Annotated in this window: 18 protein-coding genes; 4 read left to right on the top strand and 14 right to left on the bottom strand. The window is 68.2% G+C overall.

Translation table 11 applies throughout. The features are described from left to right. The first annotated feature begins 23 nt into the window (after positions 1-23). Positions 24-449: a F420-dependent biliverdin reductase gene (locus BTO20_RS14190; RefSeq protein ID WP_087076813.1), complete on the top strand. Its 426-nt coding sequence runs from the start codon at positions 24-26 to the stop codon at positions 447-449. Positions 450-460: 11 nt separating this feature from the next. Here BTO20_RS14190 and BTO20_RS14185 read toward each other — a convergent pair whose 3' ends face one another. Beyond that, on the bottom strand, positions 461-1,582 hold the full coding sequence (locus BTO20_RS14185; protein ID WP_087076811.1) for a M24 family metallopeptidase: 1,122 nt from the start codon (positions 1,580-1,582) through the stop codon (positions 461-463). A gap of 79 nt (positions 1,583-1,661) precedes the next feature. On the opposite strand from BTO20_RS14185, the gene BTO20_RS14180 reads away from it, so the two are divergent. Continuing rightward, positions 1,662-2,621: a 5'-3' exonuclease gene (locus BTO20_RS14180; protein ID WP_087076809.1), complete on the top strand. Its 960-nt coding sequence runs from the start codon at positions 1,662-1,664 to the stop codon at positions 2,619-2,621. Positions 2,622-2,633: 12 nt separating this feature from the next. On the opposite strand, the gene BTO20_RS14175 is transcribed toward BTO20_RS14180, so the two are convergent. The 8 genes from BTO20_RS14175 to BTO20_RS14140 form a co-directional block, all read right to left on the bottom strand. Continuing rightward, positions 2,634-3,437 carry a DUF4333 domain-containing protein gene (locus tag BTO20_RS14175; RefSeq protein WP_087076807.1) on the bottom strand — a complete coding sequence of 268 codons (804 nt, stop codon included), beginning with the start codon at positions 3,435-3,437 and terminating at the stop codon, positions 2,634-2,636. A gap of 39 nt (positions 3,438-3,476) precedes the next feature. Then, positions 3,477-6,227, bottom strand: a complete 2,751-nt coding sequence (locus BTO20_RS14170) for a DEAD/DEAH box helicase (protein WP_087076805.1) — start codon at positions 6,225-6,227, stop codon at positions 3,477-3,479. Beyond that, complete coding sequence (gene tatC / locus BTO20_RS14165; RefSeq protein WP_087076803.1) at positions 6,211-7,197, bottom strand: twin-arginine translocase subunit TatC; 987 nt, start codon at positions 7,195-7,197, stop codon at positions 6,211-6,213. Before tatC ends, BTO20_RS14170 begins: the two co-directional genes overlap by 17 nt. A gap of 71 nt (positions 7,198-7,268) precedes the next feature. After that, positions 7,269-7,538 (bottom strand): Sec-independent protein translocase subunit TatA, encoded by a 270-nt coding sequence (gene tatA / locus BTO20_RS14160; RefSeq protein ID WP_087076801.1) that lies wholly within the window; start codon positions 7,536-7,538, stop codon positions 7,269-7,271. Between the two features lie 30 nt (positions 7,539-7,568). Then, positions 7,569-8,525, bottom strand: coding sequence for a helix-turn-helix transcriptional regulator (locus BTO20_RS14155; RefSeq protein ID WP_087076799.1), 957 nt, complete (start codon positions 8,523-8,525; stop codon positions 7,569-7,571). Beyond that, a complete protein-coding gene (locus BTO20_RS14150) occupies positions 8,522-9,511 on the bottom strand; it encodes a helix-turn-helix transcriptional regulator (RefSeq protein WP_087076797.1) in 990 nt (329 codons plus the stop codon). Before BTO20_RS14150 ends, BTO20_RS14155 begins: the two co-directional genes overlap by 4 nt. 78 nt (positions 9,512-9,589) lie before the next feature. Next, positions 9,590-10,948 carry a Pup--protein ligase gene (pafA, locus tag BTO20_RS14145; RefSeq protein ID WP_087076795.1) on the bottom strand — a complete coding sequence of 453 codons (1,359 nt, stop codon included), beginning with the start codon at positions 10,946-10,948 and terminating at the stop codon, positions 9,590-9,592. A 92-nt stretch (positions 10,949-11,040) separates the two neighbouring features. Continuing rightward, on the bottom strand, positions 11,041-11,703 hold the full coding sequence (locus BTO20_RS14140; RefSeq protein WP_087076793.1) for a TetR/AcrR family transcriptional regulator: 663 nt from the start codon (positions 11,701-11,703) through the stop codon (positions 11,041-11,043). Between the two features lie 80 nt (positions 11,704-11,783). On the opposite strand from BTO20_RS14140, the gene BTO20_RS14135 reads away from it, so the two are divergent. Continuing rightward, the gene (locus tag BTO20_RS14135) at positions 11,784-12,218 is read left to right on the top strand and encodes a hypothetical protein (RefSeq protein WP_087076791.1); all 435 of its coding nucleotides are present in this window, start codon (positions 11,784-11,786) and stop codon (positions 12,216-12,218) included. A 59-nt stretch (positions 12,219-12,277) separates the two neighbouring features. Then, positions 12,278-13,147 (top strand): alpha/beta fold hydrolase, encoded by an 870-nt coding sequence (locus tag BTO20_RS14130; RefSeq protein WP_087076789.1) that lies wholly within the window; start codon positions 12,278-12,280, stop codon positions 13,145-13,147. On the opposite strand, the gene BTO20_RS14125 is transcribed toward BTO20_RS14130, so the two are convergent. Genes BTO20_RS14125 through BTO20_RS14105 form a run of 5 tightly spaced genes read right to left on the bottom strand, consistent with a single transcriptional unit; the run spans position 13,137 to position 17,167 of the window. Then, the gene (locus BTO20_RS14125) at positions 13,137-14,393 is read right to left on the bottom strand and encodes a methyltransferase family protein (RefSeq protein WP_087076787.1); all 1,257 of its coding nucleotides are present in this window, start codon (positions 14,391-14,393) and stop codon (positions 13,137-13,139) included. The genes BTO20_RS14130 and BTO20_RS14125 overlap by 11 nt on opposite strands. Beyond that, positions 14,390-15,355: a hypothetical protein gene (locus BTO20_RS14120; protein ID WP_232491137.1), complete on the bottom strand. Its 966-nt coding sequence runs from the start codon at positions 15,353-15,355 to the stop codon at positions 14,390-14,392. Before BTO20_RS14120 ends, BTO20_RS14125 begins: the two co-directional genes overlap by 4 nt. A gap of 5 nt (positions 15,356-15,360) precedes the next feature. After that, positions 15,361-16,089, bottom strand: coding sequence for a proteasome subunit alpha (gene prcA, locus BTO20_RS14115; protein ID WP_083164613.1), 729 nt, complete (start codon positions 16,087-16,089; stop codon positions 15,361-15,363). Continuing rightward, complete coding sequence (prcB, locus tag BTO20_RS14110) at positions 16,089-16,976, bottom strand: proteasome subunit beta (protein ID WP_198344379.1); 888 nt, start codon at positions 16,974-16,976, stop codon at positions 16,089-16,091. The genes prcA and prcB overlap by 1 nt, the downstream gene beginning before the upstream one ends. Further along, positions 16,973-17,167, bottom strand: a complete 195-nt coding sequence (locus BTO20_RS14105) for a ubiquitin-like protein Pup (RefSeq protein ID WP_083164614.1) — start codon at positions 17,165-17,167, stop codon at positions 16,973-16,975. The genes prcB and BTO20_RS14105 overlap by 4 nt, the downstream gene beginning before the upstream one ends. Between the last annotated feature and the right edge of the window lie 56 nt (positions 17,168-17,223).

The raw sequence follows: 17,223 nt of genomic DNA, 5'->3' as shown, positions 1-17,223 counted from the left end.
CACCTGCGCTAGCGTGGACGCCGATGGCTACGTCACGGGGCAAGGCAACCACCAAGCTCACCAATGACGCGCTGGCGTTTCTCACCGAGCGCCATCTCGCCATGCTCACGACGCTGCGCTCGGACAATTCACCGCACGTCGTCGCCGTCGGTTTCACCTTCGATCCCAAGACCCACATCGCGCGCGTCATCACCACCGGCGGGTCGCAGAAGGCGATCAATGCCCATGAGCGCGGCATCGCGGTGCTCAGTCAGGTCGACGGCGCCCGCTGGTTGTCCCTGGAGGGCAAGTCGACCGTCAGCACCGAGACCGATGCGGTGCGCGACGCCGAGCTGCGGTACGCGCAGCGTTACCGCACCCCGCGGGTCAATCCCCGACGTGTCGTGATCGAGGTCCGCGTCGAGCGGGTGCTCGGCTCTTCCGATCTGCTCGACCGCGGCGGCGAGTAGCCCGGCGGCGCTCAGCGCGCAGGCACCACGATCAGCTCGTGCGGCTGGTTGTTCACCGATTCCGCGCCGTCTGCGGTGACGATCACGATGTCCTCGATTCGCGCCCCCCACTGCCCCGGGAAGTACACGCCAGGTTCGACGCTGAACGCCATACCCGCCTCCAGCGGGAGGTCGTTGCCTGCCACGATGTACGGCTCTTCGTGGACCGACAGCCCGATACCGTGGCCGGTGCGGTGTACGAAGGCCTCGGCCAGGCCCTCGGCGGCCAGCACGTCGCGCGCGGCCGCGTCGATCTGTTCGGCGGTGACGCCGGGCCGCACCGCGTCGACGGCTGCCTGCTGAGCGCGCTGCAGCACCGCGTAGCGGCGCGCCACCTCCGGATCCGGCTCGCCGATGCTGTAGGTGCGGGTGCAGTCGGAGTTGTAGCCCGGCTGGTACGGCCCGCCGATGTCGACGACGACGATGTCACCCGCCTGCAGTTCGCGGTCGGAGCATTCGTGATGTGGGTCGGCGCCGTTGGGCCCGGAACCGACGATGATGAACGCCACCTCCGAATGCCCTTCGGCCACAATGGCTTCCGCGATATCGGCGGCCACGTCAGCCTCGGTGCGGCCGGGCACCAGGAATTCGGGCACCCGGGCGTGCACACGGTCGATGGCCGCCCCGGCCTTGCGCAGCGCGTCGATCTCCGCGCCGTCCTTGATCATTCGTAACCGGCGCAGCACATCGGTGGCCAGTACCGGCACCACCCCGAGCAGCTCGGTCAACGGCAGCAGGTGCAGCGCAGGCATGGCATCGGTGACCGCAACGGCCTGTCCGCCGAGCGCGTCCACCACCATCCGGTACGGATCCTCGCCGTCGACCCAATCCCGCACCGTCACACCGAGTTCGGGAACAGCCGACTCCTTGAGCGCGGCCAGCTCCAGGCGCGGCACCACCACGGTCGGCTCGCCCTGCGCAGGCAACACCAGCGCGGTAAGCCGTTCGAAGGTCTGCGCCCGCGAGCCGACCAGATAACGCAGGTCGTAGCCGGGGGTGATGACCAGCCCGGCCAGGCCCGCCTCACCCGCGGCGGCGGCCGCCGCGGAAAGCCGGTGGGCGTAGACGTCGGTGCTGAATCGGCTGAGGGTCATGGTGCTCGAGGCTAGTGGGACGCCTGATAGCTGGCGACCTCGACCAGGCTACTGTCGCTGGAATGTTCCGGAGGATTTCATGACCGCCCCCGTCCTGCTCCTCGACGGCGCCAGTATGTGGTTCCGCTCGTTCTTCGGTGTCCCGTCGTCGATCACCGCGCCGGACGGCCGACCGGTGAATGCGGTGCGCGGCTTCCTGGACTCCGTCGCGACGCTGGTGACCAACGAACGGCCGAGCCGGCTGGTGGTGTGTCGTGACGACGACTGGCGGCCGCAATGGCGGGTGGAGCTGGTGCCGTCGTACAAGGCGCACCGGGTGGCAGAACCCGAGCCGGACGGGATCCCGGACATCGAGGAAGTGCCCGACGAGCTGACCCCCCAGGTCACCATGATCATGGAGTTGCTGGACGGGTTCGGCATTGCGACCGCCGGGGCGCCGGGGTATGAGGCCGACGACGTACTGGGCACCCTGGCGACGCGCGAGCAGACCGACCCCGTCGTGGTGGTCAGCGGGGACCGCGACCTGCTGCAGTTGGTGCGTGACGAGCCGGCCCCGCCGGTGCGGGTGCTCTACATCGGGCGCGGGTTGGCCAAAGCCACGAAGTTCGGGCCCGTCGAGGTGGCCGAGCAGTATGGTGTGCCGGCCGATCGGGCCGGCGCGGCCTATGCCGAATTGGCGTTGCTGCGGGGCGATCCGTCCGACGGGCTGCCTGGCGTGGCCGGGATCGGCGAGAAGACCGCGGCGACGTTGCTGGCCCAGCACGGCTCACTGGCGGCGATCCAGGGGGCCGCGCAGGACACTTCGGTGTCGATGTCCAAGTCGCACCGGGCCAAACTGCTCGCCGCCGCCGACTACATCGCGGCGGCCGAGCCGGTGGTGCGCGTGGCCACCGATGCGCCGGTGACGTTCTCCACGTCGTCGGATGCGTTGCCGCTGGCCGCCAAGGATCCGGCCCGGGTCGCCGACCTGGCCGCGGCGTACGGCGTGACGTCGTCGATCAGCCGGTTGCAGACGGCGCTGGACCGTCTGCCCGGCTGATGCGCGGCCGGCCTACTTGGGCCGGCCGACCTCGTAGGTGCCGTCGTTGTTCTGGAAGGTCACCGTGACCTTGCGCTTGGTGCCGTCGACGCTGACCTCGCAGGTAAAGGTGTCGCCCTTCTTGACCTTGGGGTTCTTGCCGTCGTTGCAGTTGACGTCGGAGACGCTCTTGTTGCCGTAACCGTTCTCCTCATCGGTGAGGATCTTGGTCACGCCCTCCTGAGCCTTGTTGACATCGAGTTCGGTGGTGACGAACCAGCCCGGCTTCCAGAAGCCCAGCACTCCGACGACAGCGAGCAGGAGCACGACGAGTGCCCCGACGACACCGAGGATCACGCCGAGCGAACGCTTGGAACCTTCTTCAGCACCGGGCGGGGTGTACTGGCCGTATTGCCCCGGCTGGCCGGGCTGACCGAACTGCGGCTGACCGTACTGCCCCGGCTGGCCGAACTGCGGCTGACCGTACTGGCCGGGTTGACCGAAGCTGGGCTGCCCCATCTGGGCGGGCTGACCCGGCTGCCCGAACTGACCCGGCTGCGCGTAGGGCTGCTGGCTGTACTGATCGGTCGACGGGTACTGCGGCTGGGCATAACCCGAGTGGGACTGCTGATAGGCCGAGTAGTCGGGCTGCTGTTGCTGCGGCTGCTCGGGCTGTTGCGACTGCGACGGCGGCTGCCAGGTCGGAGCATGCGTGGTCGGCTCGTCGGGGCTGGCAGGCTGCTGCCACGCGTCCGAGCCTGACGGCTGATCATTACCGGGCTCGGGCTGCTGACCGGGCCACTGCTGTGCCGGATCAGATCCCTGCGGTCCGCTCATGACTCTCCTTGATCCTGTTCGCTGCCTGCTGCCGACACCCTACCCCGCATCAACAGCCACGACGCCGCGCCGAACGTCGTTGATGGCGCGTTTCGCGGTATTGCGCAGCGCCGGTGTGGGTGCGGCATTTCGCACCTGGTCGAGCAGATCGAGCACCTGCCGACACCACCGTACGAAATCGCCCGCCGACAGCGGTGAACCGGAACCGGTGATGTCGGATGCGGCCAGCGCGGACGCCAGGTCGCCGGTGGTGGCCCAGCGGTAGACGGCGGTGACGAAACCCTCGTCGGTCTCGCGGCTCGGCGCGATGCGGTGTCTGCGCTCGTCGGCGCGCAGATCGCCGGAGAGGCGCCGGGTTTGGGCCAACGCACGCCGCAGACCGGGCGTCGGGATGTCGAACCCTGCCGGTACCGCGGGCGTATCGCCGCGCGACTCGAAGAGCACCGCGGAGAGCACACCCGCGAGCTCCGCGGGCTGCAGACCCTCCCAGAGGCCGCCCCGCAGGCACTCGGCCACCAGCAGGTCGCTCTCGCTGTAGATGCGCGCCAGCAGCCGGCCGGAGTCGGTCACCTTGGGTTCGCCGGAGTCGTTCTCGATGAATCCGCGCTCGCTGAGCAGCGCGACGATCCGGTCGAAGGTCCGCGCCAGGGAGTTCGTCGCGGCAGCCACCTTCTGCTGGATCTGGGCGTTGTCACGTTCGATGCGCAGATACCGCTCAGCGATGCGCATCATGGCTTCGCGGTTCGGAAGCTGATTCGCCGGATGCCTGCGCAGCTGCTCGCGGAGCCCGGCCAGCTCCGGATCCACGTCGCGGTCCAGCGCGCTGCCGGAGCGTTTCGGCTTGCCCGCCGGCAGCGCCAGGCCGGCTGCCGCCGACCGCAGCGCCGACGCGAGGTCGCGGCGCACCCGCGGCTGGCGGTGCTCGACGCGTTTGGGCAGCGACATCGTGCCCAGCGGCCCCGAGGCGCCCGAGTAATCCGACGACGAAATCCGGCCCGCCCAATGATGTTCGGTGAGCACCAGCGGACGGGGGTCGTCGCTGTCGCGGTCGGGTTCGAGCACCACCGCCAGCCCACCGCGGCGGCCGTGGGTGATGGTGATGATGTCCCCGCGGCGCAGGCCTGCGAGCGCGTCGTTGGCTGCCTGCCGGCGCTGCAGCCGCGAAGCACGCGACTGGGCACGTTCGCGCTCACCGATTTTCGCGCGGAGCCTCGCGTAATCGAGTACCTCGGACTCGTGTCCGTCCAGTTCGGCGGCCAGCTCTTTGAGCATCCGCTCGCCGCGCGCGACGCCGCGCACCAGGCCCACCACCGAGCGGTCGGCCTGGTACTGCGCGAAGGACCGCTCCAGCAGCTTGTGCGCCTGTTCAGGCCCCATGTGCTGGACCAGGTTGATGGTCATGTTGTACGAGGGCGCAAAGGAACTGCGCAACGGGAAGGTCCGGGTGGACGCCAGGCCTGCGACCTCGGCGGGGTCGGCGGTGCTGTCGTCGGGCCGCCACAGCACCACGGCGTGGCCCTCGACGTCGATGCCGCGCCGCCCGGCCCGCCCGGTCAGCTGGGTGTACTCCCCCGGCGTCAACGGCAGATGCTGCTCGCCGTTGTATTTCACCAGCCGCTCCAGCACCACCGTGCGGGCCGGCATGTTGATCCCCAAAGCCAGTGTCTCGGTGGCGAACACGGCCTTCACCAGACCTGCGGTGAACAGCTCTTCGACGGTGTGGCGGAACGTCGGCAACATGCCTGCGTGGTGGGCGGCCAAGCCGCGCAACAGGCCTTCGCGCCATTCGTGGTAGTCCAGCACGATCAGATCGGACTCGGCCAGGTCGGCGCAGCGCCGGTCGATCACCTCCGCGATGCGGGCGCGTTCCTCGTCGGTGGTGAGCCGCAGCCGCGAGCGCAGACACTGCTTGACCGCCGCATCGCACCCGGCGCGGGAAAACACGAAGGTGATCGCGGGCAGCAGGCCTGCGGAGTCGAGAACGTCGATCACGTCGGGCCGGCTCGGCGGCCGGTACAGCTGCGGCGGGCGGCCGCGTCCGCGGCCGCGGGGCTGCCAGTCCGCGAGCCGGTCGGCCTCACGACGGTGGGCGATGTGCCGCACCAGATCCGGGTCCACCAGCGTGCGGTCGGAGCCGTCGAACAGGTCGAACAGCCGCTTGCCCACCATCATGTGTTGCGACAGCGGCACCGGCCGGTGCTCGTCGACGACGACGGTGGTGTCGCCGCGGACCGTCTGGATCCAGCCGCCGAACTCCTCGGCATTGCTCACCGTGGCCGAGAGACTGACCAACCGCACCTCCTCCGGCAGGTGCAGGATCACCTCCTCCCACACCGCGCCGCGCATCCGGTCGGCCAGGAAGTGCACCTCGTCCATCACCACATAGGAAAGTCCGTGCAGCGCAGACGAATTCGCGTACAGCATGTTGCGCAGCACTTCAGTGGTCATCACCACCACGTCGGCGTCGCCGTTGATTGACTGGTCGCCGGTGAGCAGCCCGATCTTCTCCGCGCCGTACCGGGCCACCAGGTCGCTGTGCTTCTGGTTGCTCAAGGCCTTGATCGGGGTGGTGTAGAAGCACTTGCCGCCGGCCGCCAGTGCCAGGTGCACGGCGAATTCACCGACCACCGTCTTGCCGGCGCCGGTCGGCGCGCAGACCAGGACGCCGTGCCCGCGTTCGAGCGCACGGCAGGCGCGTACCTGGAAGTCGTCGAGGGCGAACGGCAGCTGTGCGGTGAATACGGCCAGCTCGCCGGGAGTCTCGCCGCCCGGCTCAGGTGGCGTCGTCATCGATGCTGAACCTGGTGGGTCGCGATGCCGATGGCGTCTCCGGGGCCGCAGCTGTCGGCGTCGACACCGGGGCAGGCGCCTCGATCGGTTCGGCCGTGCCGATCGGTGCGGCCTCGTCGTCGTCCAGCTCGGCCTCTGCCAAGCGTGCCTTGCGCCGGTCGTGCACCCGGGCGAACTGGATCGCGAACTCCAACAGCAGCGAGAGCGCACACGACAATGCCAGCATCGTGAACGGGTCGGAGCCGGGTGTGGCGAAGGCCGCGAAGACGAACAGGCCAAAGATCAACCCGCGCCGCCAGGCCCTGAGCTTCGCGTAACTGAGCACGCCGACCAGGTTGAGCATGATGATCAGCAGCGGGAACTCGAAGCTGATGCCGAACACCAGCAGCAGGTTGATCAGGAAGCCGAAGTACTGCTCGCCGGACAGCGCGGTGACCTGAACGTCGCTGCCGACGGTCAGCAGGAAGCCCAACGCCTTGGCCAGCACCACGTAGGCCAGCACCGCACCGGTCACGAACAGCAGCGCGCCGAAGCCGACGAAGGCCATCGCGAATCGGCGTTCCTTCTTGTACAGCCCCGGCGTGATGAACGCCCACATCTGATACAGCCACACCGGGCAGGCCATCACCACACCGGCCGCGAGTGCGACCTTCAGCCGCAACATGAACTGGTCGAAGGGCGCGGTGGCCAGCAGCCGGCACTCCCCGTCGGGCGCGATGGCCGCGCGCGACGATGCGGGCAGGGCGCAGTACGGTCCGCGCAGCCATTCACCGAGGCTGTGTAGCCCGAAAATGCCGTGGGTGTACCAGAAGAACCCGAAGATCATCGCGACGACGACCGCTGCCACGGCGATCAGCAGCCGCGATCGAAGCTCGGTGAGGTGATCGACCAGCGACATGGTGCCGTCGGGATTGACCCGTGAACGGCGGCGACGGGGATCGAGTTTTCTGAAGATGCCGGAGGTCTGCACGTATGTGAAGTGAGGGGTTGAAGACGCAACCTACCGACGCGGCCGGAAACCGCGGTCAGGGTCGGGCCGCGTCAGGCCGTGTGCCGGTCCGGGGACTGTTCGGGTGCCGGAGCCGCGACGTCGGGCCTGGGAGCTGCCACGTCGGCGCGTTCGGATGCAATCGGCTTCGCCGTCGGAGTCTCCTCCGACCTGGACTCGGACTGCATTTCCTTGATCTCCGACTTGAAGATCCGCATCGACTTGCCCAGCGACCGCGCCGCGTCGGGAAGCTTCTTCGCACCGAACAGCAGCACGAACACCGCGATGACGATGATCCAGTGCCAGGGTTGTAGTCCGCCCAATTTGGTTACCTCCAGACGTCTTCGCCGAGTCTACCCGTCAACCTGGACCGCACTGTAGGCGTGCAGTGCCGCCGTCGCCGCGGCCCGGACCTGCTGCGCCAACGATGGGGGCGCGAGCACGCGCACCGCAGAACCGAAGCCCAGCACAAACCGGGCCATCCAGTCTTCGGAGGCATACGTCATGGCCGCCTCGACCGCACCATCGGGAAGCTCGGTCAGCACCCGCAACGGGTAGTAGTCGAACATCCACGCCGCCGAGGGGGCGATGAGCAGGGTGGCTGCCGGAAGCGCGGGATCGGCGTCGAACAGCGACGTATCAGGACCGGCCTGCACGGCAGGCGGTGGCGGGGCCGAGGCCTCCTCGAGCAGCTGCGCCTCGACGATGCGATCCAGCCGGAACAGTCGCACCGCCTCGGCGCTGCGGCACCACGCCTCCAGGTAGCTGTTGTCCCCGACGAGCGCCACCCGGATCGGGTCGACGATGCGGGTGGTCAACGAATCCCGCGATGCCGAGTAGTACTCCAGCGTCACCGCACGCCCGTCGCGCACGGCTGCGCGCACCGTCGCGGCAGCCTCGCTCTCGGTTGGCGCCGGGTCGTCGACGGCCGCCAGCTGGGCACCCGCAGCCGACTCGATCTTGGCGATCGCGCTGCGCGCGGCCTCCGGATCGACCATGCCCGGGACGTCGACCAGCGCCCGCAGCGCCACCAGGATCACCGTGGCCTCGGTCGAGGTCAGCCGCAGCGGCTGGTCCACACCGGCCGAGAAGGTCACCTCGATGGTGTCGTCGGTGAAGTCGAAATCGATGAGGTCGCCGGGGCTGTAGCCGGGCAGCCCGCACATCCACAGCTGTTCGAGGTCGGCGTCGAGCTGTTTGCGGCTGACGCCAAGGGCGTCGGCGGCCTCCGCACGGGTGACCTTCGGATTGGCCTGGAAGTACGGGACCATGTTGAGCAACCGGACCAGCCGGGCCGAAACCTGACTCACTGGACCACCGCCTGTGCCCGCAACCGGTCCAACACGTCATCGCGCAACGCGTGTGGTTCCAAGGCCACTGCGTCGGCGCCGTAGCTCGCGATCTCGCGTGCCAGCCGGTCGTACATGCCGAGTTCGACGGTGATCTCCTCCCCCGCACGCCCGCCCAGGGTGCGCGGTGTCGTCGTGAGGGCCTGCCGGCGCAGCGCCGTCGCGCGGCCACCGGCCACCCACACCCGGGCCCGCTCCCCGGTCGGGACGTCCGCGACGACGCGTCGGACGATCTCGCGCACGTTGACGCCGTCGGGCTTGCGCACCGCACCGGCTTCCCCGATGAGCGTGACGCCGGATCCGATGCGGGACAGCCGAAACGTGCGGGTGTCGTCGCGGTCCCGGTCGTGCCCGACGAGATACCAGCGGCCGCGGTGGGTGACCACGCCCCACGGCTCGACCGTGCGGGTGGTGTAGCCGGCGGTGCGCGACGGCCGGTGTTCGAATTGCACAGCATGACCTGAATCGATGGCGGACAACAGGATTCGCAGAACTTCCTCTGATCCGCGCAGGCCGGGCAGCACCGCGGTCGAGGTGATCGCGGCACCTGCGGCGTCGGCCTCGACTTCCACCCCGGCCGCGCGCAGTTTGAGCAGGGCACCCTGCGTTGCGGTGACCAGTTCCGGCGACTGCCACAGCTGGGTCGCCACTGCGACGGCAGTGGCCTCGTCACCGGTCAACTGCACGGGCGGCAGCGCATACGCGTCGCGGTTGATCCGGTAGCCCTCGGTGGGATCGAATTTCGACACCCGGCCCGTTTCCAGCGGGATGCCGAGATCACGCAACTCGTTCTTGTCGCGCTCGAACATCCGGGAGAACGCCTCGTCGCTGGGGCTGTCGGCGTATCCGGCCACGCTCGCGCGAATCTTCTCCGCGGGCAGGAACGTTCGCGTGGACAGCAGCGCGATGACGAGGTTCATCAACCGCTCCACTTTGGATGTCGCCACAGCAAGGAGTTTAGGGGGCGGCGGGCGTGGATCCTGGCAGCGGTCGAGCGGGGCGTCGGCACCGACGCCCCGCGTCGCTCACATACTGGCGATGAGCCGCTTGACCCGCTCGTCGACCGACCGGAACGGGTCCTTGCACAGCACGGTGCGCTGCGCCTGATCGTTGAGCTTGAGGTGCACCCAGTCGACGGTGAAGTCGCGCCCGGCTTCCTGCGCGGCACTGATGAACTCACCGCGCAGCTTGGCCCGCGTGGTCTGCGGCGGCGTGTTGACCGCGGCGTCGATCTCCTCGTCGGTCGCGATCCGGGCGGCCAGCCCCTTGCGCTGCAGCAGGTCGAACACGCCACGGCCACGCTTGATGTCGTGGTAGGCCAGGTCGAGCTGGCTGATCTTCGGATCTGACAGCTCCAGGTTGTAGCGATCCTGGTAGCGCTGGAACAGCTTGCGCTTGATCACCCAGTCGATCTCGGTGTCGACCTTGGCGAAGTCCTGGCTCTCGACCGCGTCGAGTTGGCGGCCCCACAGATCCACCACCTGTTCGATCTGGGTGTTGGTTTCGCGCGTCTGCAGGTACTCGACTGCACGGCTGTAGTACTCGCGCTGGATGTCCAGCGCGCTGGCCTGCCTGCCGCCCGCCAGCCGCACGGGACGCCGGCCGGTCAGGTCGTGGCTGACTTCCCGGATGGCCCGAATGGGATTGTCGAGCGAGAAGTCGCGGAACGGCACACCCGCCTCGATCATCTCCAGCACCAGCGAGGCGGTACCCACCTTCAGCATCGTGGTGGATTCGCACATGTTGGAGTCGCCGACGATGACGTGTAGCCGCCGGTACTTCTCCGCGTCGGCGTGCGGTTCGTCGCGGGTGTTGATGATCGGCCGCGACCGCGTGGTGGCGCTCGAGACGCCCTCCCAGATGTGCTCGGCTCGCTGCGAGAGGCAGAACGTCGCAGCCTTCGGGGTCTGCAACACCTTGCCCGCACCGCAGATCAGCTGCCGGGTGACCAGGAATGGCAACAGCACATCGGAGATCCGCGAGAATTCACCGGCCCGCACGATCAGGTAGTTCTCGTGGCAGCCGTATGAGTTGCCCGCCGAGTCGGTGTTGTTCTTGAACAGATAGATGTCACCGCCGATGCCCTCGTCGGCGAGCCGCTGCTCGGCGTCGATCAGGAGGTCCTCCAGTACGCGCTCACCGGCGCGGTCGTGGGTGACCAGCTGAACGAGGTTGTCGCATTCGGCTGTCGCGTATTCGGGGTGGCTGCCCACATCCAAGTACAAACGGGCGCCGTTGCGGAGGAAGACGTTTGAGCTGCGGCCCCACGACACGACCCGCCGGAACAGATAGCGGGCAACCTCGTCGGGACTGAGCCGGCGATGGCCATGGAACGTGCAGGTCACACCGAATTCTGTCTCGATGCCCATGATTCGTCGCTGCACACTATCGAGCTTACGGGGTCGCACTCACTATCGGTGGGCATCGAGCGGCCGCGTCGGCAGGCGTACTACGTCGGGATGACCTGTGAGCCGATTCAGAGCTCACCGGCGAGCGAGCCGTCGGGGAGTCCGAGGATGCGTTCGAACGCTTGCTGGTAGGCCGCGACGGCCTTGCGCGCGTGCGGCCCGGAGATGTCGATGCCGACCGCACCGTCCGCCTCGATGGCATCGATGAACGCGTCGGCCAGATGCAGGCCCATCGCGGTGATGATGCCGGCCGCCTCGTGCGGGAAATCGGTGTGGAAGACACCTTCTGTGCAGCCCTGCCTGATGATCGCCTCCAGGAAGGGCGCGGTCGTGCGCATCGAGCCCTGGGTCATCTTCTGCCGCAACAGCGCGTTGTTCTCGTCATGCCACAGCCGGATCAGGGTGGCGACCGCGGTCGCGTTCTCCGACTTCCACGCGTACGACGCCGCGAAATACGCGTGCAGCTTGTCCAGCGCCGAGGTGTCGGGAGCGTCGAGGATGCGGCGCAGACCGGCGGTGGCGCTGTCGCCCATCTGCTCGACGATGCCTTCCAGCAGCGCTTGCTTTGACCGGAAGTAGTGGTACAGCGCGCCTTTGGAGATCTGCAGGGTGCTCAACAGATCCTCGATGGTCATGGCCGCGTAGCCCTTGTCGTGCATGAGGTGCAGCGCGGCGTCGAGGATCTCGCCACGCCGGGCGGCGTGTTCCTCGGGTTTCACCTGGCGTGCCATGAGCCTCCGTTGACGTCGTCGTGCCTCGAGCCTAGCTTATTAATAGACCGTCAGTCGGTTTATAAACTGCAGGAGGTCAGATGCCCACACCAACCGTCGAAGCCCGGCACCGCACGCGCCTGTTCGCCCGGGTTCTCGGCCCCTTCGTCGCCGTGGCGACGGTCATCATCGCGATCCGGCTCTCGCAGCTCGGCGACCTGCTGTCCGACCTGTTCACCAGCGGCACGCTCCCGTGGATCCTGGGTGCGGCGATGTTGATGATGGGCTTGATCGTGATCGCGTTCCACCAGTACTGGTACAGCGTGACGGCCGTGCTCATCTCGCTGTTCGGATGGTTCGTGGCGCTGCGTGGTGTGGCGATGATGGCCTTCCCGACGGCGATCCGGACCGGCGCCGACGCCACGCTGGGCAGTCCCGGCCTGCTACTCGCGGCGCGGATCTTCTTCCTCCTGCTCACGGCGATCGGCCTGTGGTTGACCTACGTCGGCTGGCGTCGCGAATCCGCCACACCCTGATCCCGCCGACCTTTCCCAACCTGGCCCACAAGGCCCTGGCGGCGGATGAGAATTGACCGATGTCCTCGCGCAGCGCTCCGGTGGACGGATTCCGATTGGCCTTCGATCGGCTCGGCGTCACCGGCGGGCCGCCTGTTGTGCTGTTGCACGGCTGGCCGGGCACCCGGCGGGACTACCGGAAGGTGGTTCCGCTGCTGACCGACGTGGCCGACGTGATCGTGCCCGACCTGCGCGGATTCGGCGGCTCCGACAAGCACGCGGTCGCCGTGCAGCATTTCTACAGCGCGACGGCCCAGGCCGCCAGCATCGTCGGGCTCATCCATGAATTGGGCGTGCACGAGGTCATTCTGGCCGGCTACGACGTCGGCAGCAGGGTGGCGCAGAGCGTCGCCCGCATGCACCCCCATCTGGCGAAGGCTCTCGTGCTGTCGCCGCCGCTGCCGGGCGCCGGGGACCGCGTGCTCAGTCCGCACGCCCAGCACGAGTTCTGGTATCAGGCCTTTCACCAACTACCGATCGCCGACCGGCTGATCGACGGGAACCCCGAAATCGTGCGGGAGTATCTGCGGCACTTCTGGAATCACTGGTCGGCGCCGACGTTCACCGTCACCGAGGACGACCTGGACCGGCTCGTCTCCGACTATGCGCTGCCCGGGGCGTTCACCGCCTCACTGGCCTGGTACCGCGCCGGAGCAGGCACCGTCGCGCAGTCGCTGACCGAGCTGCCGCCCGATCGAGCCGTCAAGATCAACGCCCGCACGGACGTACTGTGGCCCCGGCACGATCCGCTGTTCCCGACCGCGTGGGCCGACCGCCTGGACGACTACTTCGTCGACGTCCGGTTGCACACCGCCGACGGCGCAGGGCATTTCACTCCACTGGAGTGCCCCGAGGAGTTCGCCGGACTGATTCGCAGCGTCATCGGCTGACCGAGCGCGGCCCCGCACCGACCGCGTCGGCGAGCAGCTGGACTAACCACCCGAGTCCCGGTGCTCGCATCACCCAGCCCACCACCGCCCACCCGATGCCGATGTGCTCGAGCGCCGCGCCGACGGCTCGGGTGCCCTGCAGCACAACCGAATCGGACTCGTAGCGGACTCGACGCAGTTCTTCCGGGTGGTCTTCGGCGAGTTCGAGCGCCAGTGCGACGGGGTCCCGACGCTGCAGCCAGCCCGCGACCTGGCTGCACGGATCACACGTCACCGCCACATACAACCGCGCCGGCGAGCGGTGCGGATAGGGCCGCACGCGCGGCACCCAGTCGCGCACCGCGCCTCGGTACTCCCGCCACGGCGCACCGAAGCGCGCGGCCAGCTGATCACGTTCGTGCCACCCGGCAATGCCTGCGCTGAACACCACGCCGACGCCTGCAGCCAGCACCAACACCGGTGCGCCGACCACGGCCGCCATGGTCACCAGGAGCAGCACCGAGCAGACCTGCATCGGGTTGGCGAGGTAGGCGTAGGGCCCTGAGGTCACCAGGGTCTGCGGTGGGTCCCAGGGGAAGGGCGTGCCGCCGTGGCGGGCGAACTCGGCCACCGCACGCAATGCGATCACTGCCACCACCGCCGCGATCTGCAGCAGCACCCAATCCGCGGGGCCACCGAGCCGGTGCCACGCCTGCGACCAGGACATGCCGGTGAGAGCGAACGTCACCGCGGGTATGACGAACAGCAGCAGCGCGCCGAACAGCACCACCTGCAGACCGGCCCGCAGCCACAGCATGCGCCCGGTGGCCGTCAACCAGCCCAGCAGCACCGCGGGCAGCAGGCAGAGCAACACGCCGAGCAGTTCACCGGCCCACCAGCCAGACCGCAACCACACCAACGGCGCCAAGCTGCCCATCGCCACGATGTCCGCGGCGACCAGAACGGCAACAGTCACAAGGGGATTCACCCACCGCATCAACTGCACCGGCACCGCCCACAGCAGCGCCCAGCCGAGCACCACGTCGAGAGGCACGCCCGACCACATCAGCCCGTCGGTCCCGAAGCTCCACCAGCCCGCCGCGACCGCGACGGCGTTGAGCGCCGCCAGCCCCACCGCGTTCCACAATGCCGCGAGCGCCGCACCGACCCGTTCTCCCGGCGCGGCGACCCACAGTGCCCCTGCGAGCACCGCCGGAACCAGCACGGCGCCGTTGCGCAGCGTCGCGACGTCCAGCCCGGTGGTCACGGCCGGAGATCGACGGCGTCGAGCAGATAGCCCGCGGCGCGTTGGGTCACCAGATGCTCGATGGGCCCGAAATACCAGGCAGGCGCCAGTCGCCGCGTGTAGCTCAGCGACCAGGTGATCTCGGTGTGGTCGGCATCGACGGCACGCCAGCTCACGTCCGAGGAACGCCAGGTCAACCAGGTTGCCAGCGGGGTGTTGTCCGAGACCGGCAGCAGCTGCACCGAATCCGGTGTGCTGGCGGCAATCTGGAATTCCAGCGCGGACTGCGCCTCACCCCAATGGTGCTGCGCGATGAACCCCGGCCGGTGGTGCGCCCCGGCGAACATCACCACTCTGCGGTCCCCCACCGTCAAACCGCTGCCGTGGTCCATCAGTGGCTGCGGAAAGCCGAGCGCGAGAACACCGGACGGCTTCACGTCGCCGAACCGCAGCGGACGGGCCAGCGCAGCCGCGACCTGCTCCGGGGTGGCTGCGACCGTGCGCGTGGCCGTGACAGTGCTGTCGCCGGGCAGGGTGAGGGCGGGCACCACACCTTCGAGCGAGAGCACCAGCGCGACGGCAGGCAGCACCACGACGCGAGCGCCGGGCGGACGGCCGGACTTGCGCACCGCACCGACGATCAACGCCACGATGATCCCGACCGCGTAGAACAACGGCGCGGCGATGATCACGCACACGAAACCCTCGCCCGCCACCGGAATCGCGAGCAGCAGCAGGATGGTGATCGCCTTGAGCGTCATGGAGATCAGCCGGTCCGGGTTCGCGGTGAGCGTGAGGATCAACGCGAGCACGGTGGGGATCCCGATGTAGAACGCAGCGCTCTGCCCCAGGCCGAAGCCCTTGATGACCTTGAACAGCACAACCCCGACGACGAACGCGAGGATGAGCCCCGCCAGCGACCACTGCGCCCGGCTCGGCCGGTAGCCGCGCGGCGCGACCGGCGGAGCTCCCCCGTCGTCCACGACGGCTACTCGGCCGGCGCCTTATCCGGATCCGGTTCGGGCAGCAGCGTTTCCAGAGCGGATCCGGTGATCCGTCGGAAACAACGGCGAGGCCGCTTGGCATCGAGGACCGCCACCTCGAGGGTGGACGGGCCGAGTTTGCGTGGCTCGGAACCTTCGGCGCCGGCGCTGAGCGCCTCGACGGCGATCTTGACGGCAGCACCCAGATCCGCGTTCTCGGTGTACGACTCACCGAGCTTGGCCACGATGGGCTCGGTCGTGCCGCCCATCACCACGTAGTGCGGTTCATCGGCGATGGATCCGTCATAGGTGATCCGGTAGAGCTCAGGGGCTTTCGTCTCGCCGTAGTGCGCAACCTCGGCCACACACAGCTCTACCTCGAAGGGCTTGGGCTGTTCGGTGAAGATGGTGCCCAGCGTCTGCGCGTACACGTTGGCCAGCTGGCGACCGGTGACATCCCGACGGTCGTACGCGTAGCCACGGGTGTCGGCGTACTGAATGCCGCCGACCCGCAACTTGTCGAACTCGCTGAACCTGCCCACCGCTGCGAAACCCACCCGGTCGTAGAGCTCACTGACCTTCTGCAACGAACGCGACGGATTCTCCGCCACGAACAACACACCGCTGTCGTAGGCCAGCACCACCACACTGCGGCCACGGGCAATGCCCTTGCGGGCCAACTCGGACCGCTCACGCATCGCCTGCTCGGGCGAGATGAAGTACGGGAAGCTCATCAGCCGTCACCTTTCGTTGCGGTGCGACTTTCGATGACCTCACGGGCCAGCTCGGCGATACGCGCCTCGGTGATCTCCTCGGCGCCCTCGGCCCCGATGGTCACCGCGGTCGGGTAGATGCCGCGCACCAGATCCGGCCCGCCCGTGGCCGAATCGTCGTCGGCGGCGTCGTAGAGCGCCTCGATGGCGACCTTGAGCGCCGACTCGGCGTCGGTGACCGTCGGATACAGCTTCTTGATCGACGACCGGGCGAACAACGAACCCGAGCCCACCGACTGGTAGCCCTCTTCCTCGATGTTCCAGCCGCCTGCGGCGTCGAACGACACGATGCGGCCCGCGTTGGCCGGATCGGCCTCGTTGAGGTCGTAGCCCACCAGCAGCGGCAGCGCCACGAAACCCTGAAGAGCCGCGCCGAGATTGCCGCGCACCATGGTGGCCAGGCGGTTCACCTTGCCACGGAAGGTCAGCGGCACGCCTTCGACCTTTTCGTAGTGCTCGAGTTCGACGGCGTAGAGCCGCGCGAACTCGACCGCGATGGCGGCGGTACCCGCGATGCCGGTGGCGGTGTAATCGTCGGCGATGTGCACCTTCTCCACGTCGCGGCTGGCGATCATGTTGCCCTGCGTGGCCCGCCGGTCACCGGCGATGACGACACCGCCGGGGTACTTGATCGCCACGATTGTCGTTCCGTGCGGCGCGAATTCGGCCGAATTGCCGTGCGGCACAAATTCAGCTGCAGCGCCATACGGCGCCGCACCGGCGGTCACCCGGTGGACCGGCAGCAGATCAGGGGCCTGACGACGGAGCAGGTCCGAGAAAGACGACAAATCTGAAGTTATCGCTGGTGTTCCGGAGAGAGATGAGGACAGATTGTCGTGCCAGGTCACTGGCCGCCCTTTTGGACGTACGCGCGCACGAAGTCTTCGGCGTTCTCTTCAAGCACGTCGTCGATCTCGTCCAGCAGGTCGTCGGTTTCCTCGGTCAGCTTCTCGCGACGCTCCTGGCCTGCGGCCGATGCGCCGGGGACGTCGTCGTCGTCACCGCCGCCGCCACCACGCTTGGTCTGCTCTTGAGCCATCGCTGCCTCCTGCATAGTCATCGGCCGGGGTAACGCCCTGCCGGTTCTTCCACAGT

It is taken from the genome of Mycobacterium dioxanotrophicus (assembly GCF_002157835.1).
Classification (GTDB): domain Bacteria; phylum Actinomycetota; class Actinomycetes; order Mycobacteriales; family Mycobacteriaceae; genus Mycobacterium; species Mycobacterium dioxanotrophicus.
The sequence above is the reverse complement of the archived record's forward strand: the minus strand, read 5'-3'. Positions and strand labels throughout refer to the sequence as shown.